The following is a 16,495-nucleotide window of genomic DNA, read 5'->3' as shown; positions in this document are numbered from 1 at the left end:
TTGTCAGGACATTACAGCCGGTTTGTTCGCACCAGATTCCGGACAGATGAAGGTATTATTGCGTAACTTTACATTTCTTTACCCCGTTTATGCTCTGGTTTCGATATTATTCAACCAGTTTTCTTTAGGCGTTTTTTATCATGAAAAAAATCCTTGTAGCAGCATTGGTCACTGCTGCTCTGTCAGGCGGTGGTTTTTTGTATTTTCAGGGCGAGTCTCACGCTGCTGAGAATGAAGCAAGGCCGGGTGCCGGCAGGCTTATTCCAGTTACGACCGGAGAGGTCTCTTCTCATCCGGTTGCCCAGTCGCTGGCGCTGATCGGTAAATTGGAAGCACAACGCTCGGTGAATGTTGCCACTCAGGTTGCCGCCAAGGTCGATAGTATTGTTGTTGGTGTAAATAATCAGGTAACAAAAGGAGATTTGCTGGTTCAGCTTGATGATGCGAAAGCACGGGCGACTTACGAAGAAGCATTGGCATATTTAAATAATGAAAAGCGAAAATACAGAGAATTCAAAAGTCTGGTTAAGCGTGGTGCAATCACCCAAACAGAAATCGATGCCCAACTGGCCAGTGTAAGCATTGCCGATGCCAGGTTGAAGGCGGCGAAGGCTGAGCTCGATGATCACGCCATTCATGCCCCGTTTTCCGGTACCGTCGGACTAATTGATATCAGCCCTGGTCACATGCTAACTATTGGCAGTGAGTTATTTTCTCTCGATGATCTTTCTTCAATGCGTCTGGATATTCAGGTGCCTGAGCAGTACCTCTCCTTTATGACCGAGGGAATGTCGGTATCAGCAACCAGCCAGGCATGGCCGGGGCGTGAATTTATGGGCGAAATTCAGGCTATAGATTCCCGGGTGCAGGCTGACTCGCTCAACATAAAAGTGCGGGTGAATATCGATAATACCGACAAAAAGCTAAAGCCTGGCATGCTAATGGCAGCAACGATTGGTTTTACTCCGCAGGACGCAGCCATTATTCCCGTGCAGGCATTGGAGTATTCCGGCACCAAGCGATTTGTCTATTTGGTTGACGGGCAGAGTGTTGCCCGCCGGACAGAAGTCACGCTCGGGGCCCGTGTCGAGAACGAGGTGGTGATTGAATCCGGGATTAATATTGGCGACCGTATTGTTGTGCAGGGGCTGGTTAATATGCGGGACGGAGCTAAAGTTGATGATTTAGCGGACCAGCAGCTACTTGCCTCGGGAGACCGTGCCTAATGTGGTTATCAGATGTCTCCGTTAAGCGTCCGGTTGTGGCTATTGTTTTAAGCTTGCTGCTGTGCGTTTTCGGTATTGTTTCTTTTACTAAGTTGTCTGTCAGGGAAATGCCGGACGTCGAAAACCCGGTGGTCAGTATTTCGACCAGCTATGAGGGGGCGTCGGCGTCCATAATGGAAAGCCGGGTGACGACGGTACTTGAAGATCAGCTGTCGGGGATCAGCGGGATTGACAGTATTACCTCGACGACCCGTAATGGTATCTCTCGGATCAAGGTGGAGTTTGAGATGGGGTGGAACCTGACCGAAGGTGTCAGTGATGTCCGAGATGCTGTTTCCCGCGCTCAGCGTCGCTTGCCTGACGAAGCCGATGATCCTGTGGTGTCAAAAGACAACGGCTCTGATGAACCCGCGGTCTACATCAATTTGACCTCAAGCACCATGGATAGAACTCAGCTGACGGACTATGCCGAGCGGGTTCTGATGGATCGATTCAGCCTGATCAACGGTGTCAGCTCGGTGCAATTAAGCGGAGCCCTTTACCGGGTTATGTATGTGAAGTTGCTGCCGGAGCAGATGGCCGGACGAGGGGTGACAACCAAGGATATCGTTGATGCACTCAATGATGAAAATGTTGAGCTGCCGGGTGGCGAAGTGCGTAATGATACCACGACGATGTCGGTGCGAACGGCACGCCTGTACCGCACGCCAGATGATTTTGCCTATCTGGTGGTACGGACTGCCGATGATGGAACCCCCATTTACCTGAAAGATGTCGCCAAGGTGTCGATCGGGGCCCAGAACGAAAATGCCACCTTCAAAAATAACGGAGTTTCTAACCTAAGTCTTGGCATGGTCACCATGACCGATGCCAACCCGTTGAATGTGGCTTCGGATGTGCATGACGAAGTTGAGCGTATGCAGCGGTTTGTTCCCGAGGGGACCTCGCTGTATGTCGATTATGACTCTACCGTGTTTATCGACCGTTCGATCAGTGAGGTTTACAGCACTCTATTTGTAACTGGTTTGCTGGTGGTGTTGGTGTTGTACATCTTCATTGGGCAGGCAAGGGCAACTCTGATCCCGGCCATTACCGTACCTGTCTCGCTGATCTCTGCCTTTATGGTGGCGTACTTCTTCGGTTTTTCGATTAACCTGCTGACCCTGATGGCGCTGATTTTGGCTATAGGCCTCGTGGTCGATGATGCCATCGTGGTGGTAGAGAATATCTATCACCATATTGAAAATGGCGAGCCACCCTTGCTGGCCGCCTATAAAGGGACGCGTGAAGTCGGGTTTGCTGTTGTGGCAACAACAGTTGTACTGGTAATGGTTTTTCTGCCTATTTCCTTTATGGATGGCATGGTTGGTCCGCTGTTTACTGAATTTTCGGTGTTGCTGGCGGTATCGGTTATCTTCTCGTCTCTGGTTGCCCTGACTCTCAGCCCGGTACTGGGTAGTAAGCTGCTGAAAGCCAATGTGAAGCCAAGCAAGTTTAATGTTTGGGTTGATGGCATGTTCGGCAGGCTGGAAGCGCGTTATCGTCAGGTGGTGACGTTTTCGGTGCGCTACCGATTTGTCGCGCCGCTGATTGTACTGGCATTTATTGGCCTGAGCTTCGTGCTGATGAAATCCGTGCCGTCTCAGCTGGCGCCGCAGGAAGATCGCGGGGTGATTTTCGCCTTTGTCAAAGGGGCTGAAGGAACCAGTTATAACCGCATGGTTGGTAACATCGAGGAAGTCGAGAGTCGACTGCTGCCGATGGTTGGTCAAGGTGTAATTAAATCGGTGTCTATCCAGACCCCGGCCTTTGGCGGCCGGGCAGGGGATCAGACCGGTTTTGTGATCATGCAGCTTGAGAACTGGGAAGATCGTAGCGTTGGGGCTTCCGATGCTCTGGGTATGGTACGCAAGGCGCTACAGGGGATCCCGGATATTCGGGTTTGGCCATTTATGCCAGGTTTCCGTGGCGGCTCTTCGGAGCCTATCCAGTTTGTTCTGAACGGGGCTGACTATGAAGAGCTCTTTCAATGGGCAAGCCAACTGATGGATATCGCAGAAGCCAGTCCGATGATGGAAGGCGCCGATCTGGATTATGCTGAAACCACTCCGGAACTGGTTGTGACGGTGAATCGTCAACGTGCGGCAGAGCTGGGTATTCCGGTGTCAGAAATTGCCGAGACACTTGAAATCATGCTGGGCGGTCGCAGCGAAACGACGTTTGTTGATCGCGGTGAAGAGTATGATGTTTATCTGCGTGGTGACGAAAATAGCTTCAATAATGCAACGGATCTAAGCCAGATTTATGTCCGGGCCCGTTCTGGCCAGCTGATCACTCTGGAATCCGTCGCAGAGGTTGAGGAGGTGGCATCCGCACAGAAGCTAAGCCATAACCAGAAGCAGAAATCGATCACCCTAAAAGCGAACTTAATGCCCGGTTATACCCTGGGTGAGGCGCTGGAGTTCCTCGATGCCAAGGCATTGGAAATGTTGCCGAGTGATATAGTGATTGACTATGCCGGAGAGTCAAAGGATTTCCGCGAAAACCAGAGCAGCATCCTGCTGGTGTTTGGTCTGGCATTGCTAGTGGCTTATTTGGTACTGGCTGCGCAGTTTGAAAGCTTCATTAACCCGATGGTAGTGATGCTGACGGTGCCGATGGGGATCTTCGGTGGCTTGGCGGGATTGTTGATCTTGGGCCAGAGCCTGAACATTTTTAGCCAGATCGGGATGATCATGCTGATCGGTATGGTGACCAAGAACGGTATCCTGATCGTTGAGTTCGCCAACCAGTTGCGTGATAAAGGGGTTGCTTTCGAGCAGGCGATTATCGATGCCTCCGAGCGTCGTTTGCGCCCGATTCTGATGACGGCCTTCACCACTTTGTTCGGCTCGGTGCCGCTGATCCTGTCGACGGGGGCGGGTGCCGAAAGTCGGGTTGCTGTTGGTACGGTTGTCTTCTTCGGTATGGCTTTTGCCACTTTCGTGACCTTGCTGGTGATCCCGGCAATGTACCGTTTGATGTCGGAGAAAACAGCATCGCCGGGCCATGTTGCCGAACAGCTGGAAAAGGCACTTCAGCACGATTATATCGGTCGTTCGAGTCATGGTAAGTTGCCAGCAACAAAAGAAATCTAATATTAGTTAGAAGCAGGCGCTTGTATGAAAGAAAACCGCCTATTGGGGCGGTTTTTTTCGGTATTAAACATAATTCCTTTTCCAGTACCCTATGGGATTGTTAGAATTAGAGGGTAATACCAAACTGAATAATTAACTGACCTTGATCGCGTTGCGAAACGCTCATTATAGAAGAACACCATGTCTCAAAATAAGCCTCAGATTTCAACTGACAATGCCGACCAGAATCAGGCAAAAGCAGTACGTTTAAACAAATTTATCAGTGATACGGGCTTTTGCTCACGCCGTGAGGCGGACAAGCTTATTGATCAAGGCCGAGTGACCATCAATGGCCAGGTGCCTGAAATGGGCACGAAAGTACAACCGGACGACGAGGTGCTGGTGGATGACAAGCCCCTGCGTGCCAAAGAGAAACCCATTTATATAGCGCTGAACAAGCCGACCGGCATTACTTGTACTACTGAGCGTCATATCCAAGACAACATTATCGACTTCATTGGTCACCGCAAGCGCATCTTCCCTATCGGTCGTTTGGATAAGCCGTCTGACGGCCTGATTTTCCTGACCAATGATGGTGACATCGTTAACAAAATCTTGCGTGCGGGCAACTCGCATGAAAAAGAGTATGTGGTGCGTGTTGATAAGCCTATCACTCAGGAGTTTATCGATAAGATGGCCTCTGGTGTTGAAATTCTGGATACAGTGACATTGCCATGCAAAGTCACCAAGGAAACCACCTATTCGTTCCGTATTGTGCTGACACAGGGCCTGAACCGTCAGATCCGCCGTATGTGTGAAGCTCTGAGCTATGATGTATTCAAATTGCGCCGTGTTCGCATCATGAACATCAGCATTGATGGGCTGCCAAATGGCAAATGGCGTTACCTGACGGATGCAGAGGTTGCTGAAATTCACAGCATGATTTCTGATTCGAGTGGTACGCAAGAAGCGTCACAGGTTGATAGCAAAGGCCAGTCAATCCAGAAAGCCACCGATGCCAAATTATTCGACAGTCGCCAGCAAGAGGCGGATGAACGTAACAACGGCAAGATCCAGTACAAGACCTATAAAGGCAAAGGCGAGTTTAACCGCAAGCGCCGTTCGGATGATCGTGACGAATCGCGTACCGGTGATCGTCGAGGTTCTCGTCCTAATCGTGGTAGCAAACCAAGCCACAGTAAGCCCGGCCACAGCAATTCTAGCCGAGAAAATAGCCGCGATAATGATTTCTCACGTAGTCAGAACTCAGGTTCGAGCGGTATCAAAAAGTGGAAATCTAAAAAAGAGTCTTAATACTTTTGCTGTGTTTGTGCTAGCGAGAGAAGGATCTCTCGCTATATCTATTCTTCATTCATATCCCGAACCAATACATATTTCCCGTACCATTGTTTTCGCGTTTCCGACGTCAGCTGCCTCCCGTTGCCCCAATCAGTATTAAGATAATTACCCCCTTGCATTCCCTGCGACTAATTTGCACTATGTACTCATTAACGAAGTCACAAATTTGCACATACCAGCTTGAAAAACGTGAGCGGGTATATAAGAAGCATCGGAAAAACACAGAGGAAGTAATGGCAGGCAATACGATAGGACAACTTTTTCGCGTCACTACCTTTGGTGAAAGTCATGGCTTGGCCTTGGGGTGCATCATTGATGGCTGTCCTCCGGGATTAGCGTTGACTGAAGCTGACATGCAGCATGATTTGGATCGTCGCCGTCCGGGCACTTCAAAATACACGACGCAGCGTCGTGAGCCGGATGAGGTCAAAATCCTGTCTGGCGTGTTTGAAGGACAGACGACCGGCACCTCGATTGGCCTGCTGATCGAAAATACAGATCAGCGTTCGAAAGACTATTCAAATATCAAAGATACATTTCGTCCGGGTCATGCTGATTACACCTACCATCAGAAATACGGTGTACGTGACTACCGAGGCGGCGGTCGTTCATCGGCCCGAGAAACGGCGATGCGTGTGGCAGCCGGTGCTGTTGCCAAGAAATACCTAAAGCAAGTGCATGGTATTGAAGTACGTGCCTATCTGTCTCAGATGGGGAATGTCACCATTGATAAGGTCGACTGGGATCAGATTGAGCAGAACGCGTTTTTCTGTCCGGACGCCGATAAAGTCGATGCATTTGACGAGCTGATCCGCAAACTGAAAAAAGACGGAGATTCAATCGGTGCCAAGCTAACCGTTGTAGCCTGTAATGTGCCTGTGGGGTTGGGAGAACCTGTTTTTGATCGCCTTGATGCTGATATTGCCCATTCACTGATGAGCATCAATGCAGTGAAAGGGGTTGAAATTGGTGATGGCTTTGACGTGGTAGAACAGCGCGGCAGCGAGCATCGTGATGCGATGACACCGGAAGGTTTCAAAACCAATCATGCCGGTGGTATTTTGGGGGGGATCTCTTCCGGTCAGGATGTGGTTGCACACATTGCCCTGAAGCCGACATCAAGTATTACCGTTCCGGGTGAAACGATTACCCGTCAGGGCGAGAGTACGGAAGTGATCACCAAAGGGCGCCACGATCCCTGTGTCGGCATTCGTGCGGTGCCTATTGCCGAAGCAATGCTGGCTATTACCCTGATGGATCATTTGCTGCGCCACCGTGGTCAGAATGCAGATGTGGTAACGGAAACACCAAAGATTTAAGAGCGAAGAACTCGATTCTAAATTCTGGTCGGTGAACCTATTCCACAGGATCAAGAAAAGCGAGAGGCTTTCACCTCTCGCTTTTTGTTTGTCTGATTGTTTCCAGTAAAATTTTGATGCTGGTTGTCAGGATTTTGAGTCGAGTTCTTTTGGCTCGGCTTTTACAATTTCTTCGAATTGAAATATCGGTAGCCTCCAGCCAAACTGAACAGCTGCGACACGTACCGTAAAGCCAACGACCAGAGTCACAATGGTCGTGATTGTTTCAGGTACGGCAAAATACATCATCGCGTAATATATTCCCCCGGCCATGAATGCAACAGATGCATAAAGCTCTTTATGCAAAACCATCGGTGGACGACGACAAATCAGATCTCGCAACAAACCGCCAAAGACACCGGTAACAACCGCTGCCACGATACAGATCAGTGGCGACAAATTCATATCCATTGCCACCCGGCACCCGATAATACTAAATACTATCAACCCTAGAGAGTCGAGCAGGATGAATACTTTATGGAAGCGAACGACCTGAGGGGCCACTATGGTTGTAAACAGACCTGCTAAGCAAGTAATAACAAGGTACTGGGGATTTGCAACCCAACCGAGCGGGTAGTGTCCAAGTAGTATATCTCGTACCGTTCCGCCGCCAATAGCCGTGGCGCTGGCAACCAGCATGACTCCAAACCAATCCATATGACGTTTGCCCGCAGCAAGCGCACCAGTCATTGCCTCGGCAGTAATACCAATAATATATAGTGTTGTTAAAAGCATGAGAAAAATCGATGTATGTAAATGAATGCAAGAGAAAGTGTGAGTTTAGTCGGCATATTATGCATCGTCGAATGAATTGTTTTATTCTATAGATGAATTGAATTCATGCTTCTGGTGGCGGTAATAAAAAAGAGAGTGCATATACATACACTCTCTCTATGGACGAGGCTAAAATCTAGTTTCTAGTTTCTAGTTTCTAGTTTCAGTCTGTCATTAAAACTTATAGTTCGCCTGTACACCGACTAGCCATATGTTGCCAGAGGTCTCACCTTTAAAGGTACTATCAGCGACTTTATCGCCATTTAGATCAAGCTCTTCTGACATAGAAGCATCTTTGGCGAAGATGTATGTGAAGCCAGCATCAAGCGTTAGGTTGTCTGACCACGCGTAACCTGCGCCAATACTTAGCCATAGACGGTCGGTTTCAGGGATTGTCTGGGTACGGTGCTCGTCACTAACTGCTGACGTATCGTATGCAATACCAGAGCGAAGGGCCAGCTTACTGGTATATTGATAGGTTGTACCTACTGCCAGGCGGTAGTTGTCTTCCCAGTTTTCTTCTTTGATTAGATCTGGCTTGGAAGAAACTGATGGGATATTCGCTTCAAGCTTCTCGAAACTGCTCCAGTCGGTCCAGTTGAAGCTTGCATGAACTGCTACTTTATCTGTGAGCTGGTGGAAGCTGGCAATCTCGGCAGTGGCCGGAAGCGTTAAGTCCAGGCTACCAGCATAATCTTTGCTAGGTGTTTTACCTTGCATAGCAGAGGCTTTATCATAGGCAAGGCCTGAAGCTTTGCCTTCAAGGGTTAGATCAACTGCAGAGCGGTAGTTTACACCAATACGGTGGTCCGGATTAATCTGCCAAGCAGCACCTAGCTGCCAGCCCCATGCCGTATCATCGCCTTCCATATATTTAAGATCAGCACCGCCGGCAGATTTTGGTAAAGCCGCACCGAAATGGCCTTCACCCATTACATAGCGAACACCACCACCAACACTGAATTGCTCATTAATTTTGTAAGCAAGGTTCGGGTTGATTTCAATTGTTTTAACCATTGCCTGGTTACCGAAAGCTGTTGCTTGGTAGTCGCCCCCTAGCTCTGTTTCCATGCCATAGTTAGTGCCAAACGCTAGGCCGATAACCCATTGGTCATTTACTTGGTGAGAGAGGTACAGGTTAGGGATAACAGCGGAGTTCGCAATATCACTTGCTTTAGTCTGGGCTACGCCATTCACTTTACCTTCGACATCAATATTCGGATCGACATAGATTGCACCGATAGAGATCTGAGTGCCTTCCAGGTACGTCATCATCGCCGGATTACGGAACTGTGCGCTGGCATTGTCGGCCATCGCAGCTTCACCGGCAAAAGCGCGGCCAAGGCCGGTAGCTGAGTATTCTGCAAGCTGGAAGCCTGCTGCCATTGCATTGGCGCTCATGCCTAGTGTTACTGCTGCTGCCAAAGAAAGCGTAATTTTGTTTTTATTCATCAGTCTATATGTTCGCTGAAATGTAATGTTGCGAATCATACGCTTTAGAGTAAAAGCTTTAAGTAAATCTTTATCACAGCTAGCTATAAAGTGTTTTATTTTGTTTTTGTGTTTTTTGGTGATTTTATATCTGGTAAAAAGTGACCTTGTTATTCTGGTCGGATGAGATTTCAGCGTACACTTGTATATGAATATGGCTGTTTCAGCGACGTGGTGTTCACTGAAAATAGCGAAGAGAAAATAGCTGAAATTAAGGATTGCTATAAATGACAGTGGATTAGAGTTAAAAGCAAAAAAGGGAGCCACTGGCTCCCTTTTATATAATCAAACGAAACAATTCGCTGAATTAGAATGAACGGCTGTACTGAATACCATATAGCAATGCGTTAGCACGGGTAGTTGCTGTAACGGTTGATATATTGCCAGGACCAAAAGGATTCGGTGTGCTTTCAGAGGCTGTTACATCTTCACCCATCAGGTAAGTAAGACCAAAATCAATGTTAGACTTGGAATCGATGTGGTAGGTGAAACCACCTGAGAACCACTGACGGTCTGAATCCGGAACAGAGATGGAAGTGACTTCATCCTGGGCACTGGTGTCATACATGTAACCGGTACGTAGCGTCCAGTCATTGTTTAGGTAGTAAGTGCCACCTAGAGCGTAGTGCCAGCCATCTTTCCACTCATAGTTATTGAGTTCTTTGCTACCGCTGGTTTCCAGCTTGTCAAACGTGCTCCAGCCAATCCACTGAACACTATAGTGGACCGCAAATTTATCGTTCAGTTTATGGAAACCAGAAAACTCAGCCATATCAGGCAGAGGTATCTTTAGTTTCTCGTTACTGATATTACCGCCGCCTGGCTGGTAGTGCATATCGCCTTCAGCTTCCAGCTCAGGGCTGTAGCGGTAAGAAAGTCCGAAGCGGTTATCATCATTCAGCTCGTAAACCGTACCGATGTTCCAGCCTAGGGCAAAACCGTCGGCATCAACATCTAGAAGAGGGCCGGATACGGTTGTTTTTTGCTCGATAGCACCTTCGATAAATTTGTCAGAACGCTTTAGCTTTCCAGAACCGTAGATTACATCCAGACCACCACCAACACTCCACTGTTGGTTGATACGGTAAGAGGCGCTCAGAGCAAAGTTGATGCTTTTCACATCAGTCATGCCGCCGTATTCATTGGCCGCGTAATCATTGCTAAATTCAGTTTTGGTTCCAAAGTTAGAATAGATGCCGGTACCAACCGCCCACTTGTCGTTGATTGGGTGGATATAATAGATATTTGGTACGTAAGAGGTATCGCCAACAGATTGATCACCGATAGAGCCTGACTGTTGGGTCAGCGCATTGGTGTACTTGGCATTTTTAACTTCAATATCAGTATCAATTGCATTGATACCCAGCGAGATTGCCGGTGCATCAAACAGTGACATGGCCGCAGCGTTACGGGCCATTGCCGATGCGTTATCAGCGATAACAGCATCACCGGCAAATGCACGGCCAAGGCCGGTTGCAGATTGTGCATTTAGCTGAAAGCCAGCAGCTAGAGCCTGCTGGGATGCCATGGTGATTGCCACAGCAACCACAGATTTTGTAAACAGACGCTTCTTATTCATATTTATTATTATTCCTAATCATATACTGCATTTATCTGCTATTTTTTGCAGATTGCGCACGATTGTAGGTGGGGAGCCTGAAGTATCAAATCAGACCAGTTACTAACTTATTGGTTGTTATTGCTAAGTTAATAACTCGGGAAGGATTTTATCGAATATCAGCACTGAAAAGGGATGAGAAAATACGAAATATGCAACCGAGGTAACAAATTAAATTGCTTTATTTTTCAGGGAAATAAAAGCGATCAATCCTATTATTTAGGGGAATGATCGCTTATTGGTGGTAAGAGGGCTAAATTTCCCAGTTAAGATCAGATTCTAGGCTCTTGGCAATTGGCGCGACGTTTTGGCCCTTTTCGCCAACGACAATTAAGCTTGCGTTTTGGATCGGCATAACGACCCCTTCCAAGCTATTGTCACTAAATGATGACATTTTTTGGCTGTGCTCTGGCACGACGAAAACCGTTACTTTCCCGTTCTCAGTTGCCATTACCATATGCAACGCATTCTTATCTCCAAAACCACAATGGTTCACATAGTAAACATGGCCGGGTAAATCTGTCAGCTCAGAGCCAAAGGGAGTTAACTTGGCATTAACCTGACGAAGAGAAACCGATTCATCAATACTGTCGACAAAAGGTGCCTCGGTATAAACATGATCCATTGCGACCTGGGCAATTTCACTGGTGGCGCTGGTCGGTACAATTTGCGAGTTAAACTGACCGACAAACAAACCAAAGACAAAAGCGACAGAGGCGGCTATAGCAAGGTGGAATCGCGTTTTATTCCGATTCTGCTCGGGCTGGCCGGACTGATGAAACAAAATACGATCTGCCAAATCGTCGGGTACATCGACTTTTAAAGTGCTTTCAAGTTTTGCATCGAGCTGTAATAGTTCATCAGATAACTTTCGGTTAGTTAGTGATGCATTTTTTGCTGTGATCATTTCCTGACTATTGTCGTTAGGATCTGCCAGGATACGACGACGGAATTCAAGATCGTCCATTTTGTTGGCCCCTCCGCTCGGATTGCTTTTCAATTTGCTCTTTTAATTGATTTCTGGCGCGGAACAAGCGTGTCATCACGGTATTGCGGTTCAAGTCGAGGATTTCGGCAATTTCATCACCGCTAAATCCTGCCATGACCTGCAAAACCAATGGCTCTCGGTACTCAGGTGTCAGCTTCATGATCTGTTTATGCAAGATCTGCTGCTCGACATCCATTTCGGCACCCTGATGCTTGGTATCTGCGATGGCATAGTCATCAATATTTACTAAATCCAGCTGCTTACGCTCAAAACGACGTGCGTTTTCCCTGCGTAGTATTGTAATTAGCCAAGATTTAGCGGCTTTGTCATCTTGAAGGCTATCGAGAGAGCGCCATGCACGTAAACAGGTTTCTTGCACCAAATCCTCGGCAATATGAGGATCGTGGCATAACCAGTAGGCGTAGCGGTATAAGTCCCGATGCCAGGCCCTGACAAGGGCTTCGTACCGTCTTTGCTTATTCATGTCTACAGAGACCGAGGCATCCGGCTTTTTCTTGCGAAAAAATTGCTTAATCATAAATTTGCCCATCAAAAAAGGAAATCGCTGTCTCGTTTTGGGTTTGTTTTATTCAGCGATTGCATGATTCATCGGATTATCAGCACTAAAATTGATCTGGTTCAAATTCTGTCCCCGTGAGGAAGCTATAGTAGTTCATGTCATCTGATAGTAAGCATTGATTTCGGCTCTGTGGAACAGGTCTGTTTTTTTTGAATACTATCTGTTGAGCAAGATGACAACTTCCTTTTGAAGGCTGACTTTACTTTCTCCTATCAGGCTATGCCTGATTTGCAATTGGCTTTATGTTAATTGACTTATACCTTGCATGGATTTTTATCCGTGTAAATTATAACCATACCATATCGGTATGGTTTTTTTTTGCAATTTTTCCGGTGATGAGCAACGTGTTGTTTATGTATGCTGATGATATAAAATTGCATTACCTGCCATAAATCTCCATATGCTTCTCGCTTCTTGTAAATACTTAAAACAATTGTTTGAAATAAGTAACAAGTTGATTACAATTGATGTGGTCAGACCTCTACCGTGCACACTGAGTGCCCTGCAAACCATAATAAGGAGTAGCGATGACACGTCTCCAGAATCTCACCACACATCAGGGTGAGCGCATCGCAGTTGTAAGTGGATTACGTACCCCGTTTGCCCGTCAGGCCACCGCCTTTAATGGCGTTCCTGCATTGGACATGGGGAAAATGGTGGTCAATGAAATGCTGCAGCAGATTGACCTTGACCCGCAAGTGATTGAACAGGTGGTATTTGGCCAGGTTATTCAAATGCCAGAAGCGCCTAATATTGCGCGTGAAATTGTCCTGGGCACCGGCATGAATATCGGTACTGATGCCTACAGTGTCACCCGGGCCTGTGCGACGAGTTTTCAGGCTGCGGCCAATGTTGCCGAAAGCATTATCTCGGGTACTATCGATATCGGTATTGCCGGCGGGGCCGATTCCTCTTCGGTATTGCCTATCGGAGTATCGAAGAAGATGGCGGCCACGCTGTTGGCATTGAGCAAGGCCAGAACAATGAGCAAGCGTTTAAAACTGCTTAGTAAGCTCAGTATGAAGGATTTGATGCCGGTTCCACCAGCCGTTGCCGAGTATTCAACGGGCATAAGCATGGGGCAAACCGCCGAGCAGATGGCAAAAACGCATGGTATTACCCGCCAGGAGCAAGATGCGCTGGCCCACCGTTCTCATACCTTGGCTGCGCAGGCATGGAAAGATGGTCTGATCCAGGGGGAAGTCATGACGGCTTTCCCGGAACCTTACCGTCAGTGGATCGATAAAGATAACAATATTCGTGAAGACTCTACCCTGGAATCCTATGCCAAATTGCGTCCGGCTTTCGATCGCAAGTTCGGCTCGGTAACCGCGGCCAATGCGACGCCGTTGACAGACGGTGCAGCTGCGATACTGCTAATGCGAGAGGGCAGGGCAAAAGAGCTTGGGTTGAAACCGCTGGGCTATATCCGCTCGTATGCCTTTTCTGCCATCGGCGTAGAAAAAGATATGTTGATGGGACCGTCTTATGCGACGCCAATGGCGCTTGACCGTGCTGGTTTGAGTCTGTCTGACCTTACTCTTATTGATATGCACGAGGCCTTCGCTGCGCAGGCCCTGGCCAATGTGAAGATGTTTGGTTCGAAGAAATTTGCCGAAGAAAAGCTGGGGCGTAGCCAGGCTATTGGCGAAATTGATATGGACAAGTTCAATGTGCTGGGGGGATCCATTGCTTATGGTCACCCGTTTGCCGCGACAGGGGCGCGTATGATCACCCAGACACTGCGTGAACTGCAGCGTCGTGGCGGTGGTATTGCATTGAATACCGCTTGTGCGGCTGGTGGCTTAGGTGCAGCAATGATCCTGGAGGCAGAATAATGACCCAACAAGAATCCGCATTTTCTCTATCTTACGGTGATAACGGTGTTGCTTGGCTGAAAATCGATGTGCCGGAAGAAAAAATGAATACGCTGCAGTCAGCGTTTGTCGAACAAGTTTCAGATGTATTGGCAGAGCTAAAAGGCCGACAAGACATCAAAGGCCTTGTCGTGCACTCTGGCAAGCCGGACAACTTTATCGCCGGTGCCGATATTCGCATGCTGGCGGCCTGCACGACAGCAGAAGAAGCACAGCAGCTGGCTGCCAAGGGCCAAGAACTGTTTGCCGAGCTGGAAGCACTGCCGTTCCATGTCGTCGCGGCGATCCATGGTCCATGTCTGGGGGGCGGCATGGAGCTGGCACTGGCCTGCCACAGCCGTGTTTGTTCCGATGATGACAAAACCCGTTTGGGCTTACCTGAAGTACAGCTTGGATTGTTGCCGGGCTCGGGCGGAACCCAGCGTTTGCCTCGTCTTGTCGGAGTGGCGAATGCGCTGGATATGATCCTGACCGGCAAGCAATTGCGGGCCAAGAAAGCAAAAAAACTAGGTGTTGTCGATGAGGCTGTCCCGCAGAGTATTTTGCTCGATATCGCCGAACAGCAGGCCCTGAAAGCCAAGCCGAGCCGCAAGCATTCGTTTCAGGATTGGGCGATGGGCGGTAATGCGCTTGGGCGCTCTTTGGTATTTGATCAGGCCGCAAAGAAAACCCGCGAAAAAACTCGCGGCAATTATCCGGCAGCAGATGCCATTCTTGAAGTCATTAAATTTGGCCTGCAGTTTGGGATGGAGAAGGGGTTACAGCAAGAAGCCAAACGCTTTGGCGAGCTGGTGATGTCATCCGAATCCGCAGCGCTGCGCAGCATTTTCTTTGCCACAACGGCGATGAAAAAAGAAACTGGCTCAGATGCTAAGCCGGGCACAATCAAACGAGTTGGTGTGCTGGGGGGCGGCTTGATGGGGGGCGGTATCAGTCATGTTACTGCGACCAAGGCAGGATATCCTGTCCGGATCAAAGATATAGCCAATGACGGTATTTTGAACGCCGTTGCTTATAACTATAAGCTGCTGGATAAGAAACGTAAGCGCCGCATCATCAGCAAAGCTGAGTTGCAAAAGCAGATGATGAGCATTACCGGGGGGATTGACTATACCGGTTTTAATCACGCCGATGTGGTGATTGAGGCCGTATTTGAAGATCTGAACCTGAAGCATCAGATGGTGAAAGAGATCGAGGAAAATGCAAAAGCGGAGACGATTTTTGCTACCAATACTTCTTCGCTGCCGATCCACCAGATTGCTGAGGCGGCTCAGCGTCCGCAAAATGTCGTCGGTCTTCACTATTTTAGCCCTGTCGAAAAAATGCCGCTGGTTGAGGTGATCCCCCACGCAGGAACGTCGCCTGAAACAGTTGCTACGGTCGTGGCATTGGCGAAGAAGCAAGGCAAAACACCGATTGTGGTGGGTGATAAAGCCGGCTTTTACGTTAACCGTATTCTTGCTCCTTACATGAACGAAGCCGCATCGGTGTTGCTCAGTGGCGAACCGATTGAGCACTTGGATACGGCATTGCTTGACTTCGGCTTCCCGGTCGGGCCAATTACCTTGCTTGATGAGGTTGGGGTCGATATTGGTGCCAAGATCATGCCTATTATGGTCGAGGAGCTGGGTGAACGATTCAAGGGGCCGGATGTATTCGATATCTTGCTCAGTGATGGTCGCAAAGGGCGCAAGAGCGGCAAGGGCTTCTACCTGTATGACAGTAAGAAAAAGGCTGTCGATAAGACGGTCTATAAGCTGTTGAACATTAAGCCGGAGAAAAAAGCAAACGGCATGGATCTAGCCATGCGCTGTATCCTGATGATGCTCAATGAAGCCGCCCGCTGTCTGGATGAAGGTGTGATTCAGTCACCACGAGATGGTGATATTGGCGCAATCTTCGGTATTGGCTTTCCGCCGTTCCTCGGGGGACCTTTCCGTTATATGGATCTGCTGGGGATCAAGCGAGTCGTCGAGCTGCTCGATGAGCATGCTGATAAATACGGTGAGCGCTTCAAACCATGCGACAAGCTAGTAGCAATGGCCAATGAAGGGCAGAGCTTCTATTCAGTCTAAAGCGGTAAAGAGAGTGATAACAAGAGAAATGGC

11 protein-coding genes are annotated in these 16,495 nt (G+C 48.5%); 6 read left to right on the top strand and 5 right to left on the bottom strand.

Annotated elements, in window-relative coordinates; all coding sequences use genetic code 11:
- Positions 1-140 precede the first annotated feature (140 nt).
- The 4 genes from EDI28_RS21570 to aroC all read left to right on the top strand — a co-directional run bounded on the left by EDI28_RS21570 (position 141) and on the right by aroC (position 7,020).
- A complete protein-coding gene (locus EDI28_RS21570; protein WP_128785952.1) occupies positions 141-1,226 on the top strand; it encodes an efflux RND transporter periplasmic adaptor subunit in 1,086 nt (361 codons plus the stop codon).
- Complete coding sequence (locus tag EDI28_RS21565) at positions 1,226-4,363, top strand: multidrug efflux RND transporter permease subunit (RefSeq protein WP_128785951.1); 3,138 nt, start codon at positions 1,226-1,228, stop codon at positions 4,361-4,363. The genes EDI28_RS21570 and EDI28_RS21565 overlap by 1 nt, the downstream gene beginning before the upstream one ends.
- Positions 4,364-4,543: 180 nt before the next feature.
- The gene (rluF, locus tag EDI28_RS21560; RefSeq protein ID WP_128785950.1) at positions 4,544-5,656 is read left to right on the top strand and encodes a 23S rRNA pseudouridine(2604) synthase RluF; all 1,113 of its coding nucleotides are present in this window, start codon (positions 4,544-4,546) and stop codon (positions 5,654-5,656) included.
- Between the two features lie 278 nt (positions 5,657-5,934).
- Positions 5,935-7,020, top strand: coding sequence for a chorismate synthase (aroC, locus tag EDI28_RS21555; protein ID WP_128785949.1), 1,086 nt, complete (start codon positions 5,935-5,937; stop codon positions 7,018-7,020).
- A gap of 126 nt (positions 7,021-7,146) precedes the next feature.
- Here the strand turns inward: aroC and EDI28_RS21550 are convergent, their stop codons facing one another.
- The 5 genes from EDI28_RS21550 to EDI28_RS21530 form a co-directional block, all read right to left on the bottom strand.
- The gene (locus tag EDI28_RS21550) at positions 7,147-7,794 is read right to left on the bottom strand and encodes a trimeric intracellular cation channel family protein (RefSeq protein WP_128785948.1); all 648 of its coding nucleotides are present in this window, start codon (positions 7,792-7,794) and stop codon (positions 7,147-7,149) included.
- Between the two features lie 213 nt (positions 7,795-8,007).
- Complete coding sequence (locus tag EDI28_RS21545) at positions 8,008-9,285, bottom strand: outer membrane protein transport protein (protein WP_128785947.1); 1,278 nt, start codon at positions 9,283-9,285, stop codon at positions 8,008-8,010.
- 346 nt (positions 9,286-9,631) lie between these two features.
- Positions 9,632-10,903 carry an outer membrane protein transport protein gene (locus EDI28_RS21540; RefSeq protein WP_128785946.1) on the bottom strand — a complete coding sequence of 424 codons (1,272 nt, stop codon included), beginning with the start codon at positions 10,901-10,903 and terminating at the stop codon, positions 9,632-9,634.
- A gap of 292 nt (positions 10,904-11,195) precedes the next feature.
- Positions 11,196-11,909, bottom strand: a complete 714-nt coding sequence (locus EDI28_RS21535; RefSeq protein WP_128785945.1) for a DUF3379 domain-containing protein — start codon at positions 11,907-11,909, stop codon at positions 11,196-11,198.
- Positions 11,896-12,468 (bottom strand): sigma-70 family RNA polymerase sigma factor, encoded by a 573-nt coding sequence (locus EDI28_RS21530; RefSeq protein ID WP_128785944.1) that lies wholly within the window; start codon positions 12,466-12,468, stop codon positions 11,896-11,898. Before EDI28_RS21530 ends, EDI28_RS21535 begins: the two co-directional genes overlap by 14 nt.
- 569 nt (positions 12,469-13,037) lie before the next feature.
- Between EDI28_RS21530 and fadI the strand changes: the two genes are divergently transcribed.
- Positions 13,038-14,348 carry an acetyl-CoA C-acyltransferase FadI gene (gene fadI, locus EDI28_RS21525; RefSeq protein WP_128785943.1) on the top strand — a complete coding sequence of 437 codons (1,311 nt, stop codon included), beginning with the start codon at positions 13,038-13,040 and terminating at the stop codon, positions 14,346-14,348.
- Positions 14,348-16,462, top strand: a complete 2,115-nt coding sequence (fadJ, locus tag EDI28_RS21520; RefSeq protein ID WP_128785942.1) for a fatty acid oxidation complex subunit alpha FadJ — start codon at positions 14,348-14,350, stop codon at positions 16,460-16,462. Before fadI ends, fadJ begins: the two co-directional genes overlap by 1 nt.
- Positions 16,463-16,495: the final 33 nt, after the last annotated feature.

The sequence above is a fragment of the Photobacterium chitinilyticum genome (assembly GCF_004104355.1).
Classification (GTDB): Bacteria; Pseudomonadota; Gammaproteobacteria; order Enterobacterales; family Vibrionaceae; genus Photobacterium; species Photobacterium chitinilyticum.
The sequence above is the reverse complement of the archived record's forward strand: the minus strand, read 5'-3'. Positions and strand labels throughout refer to the sequence as shown.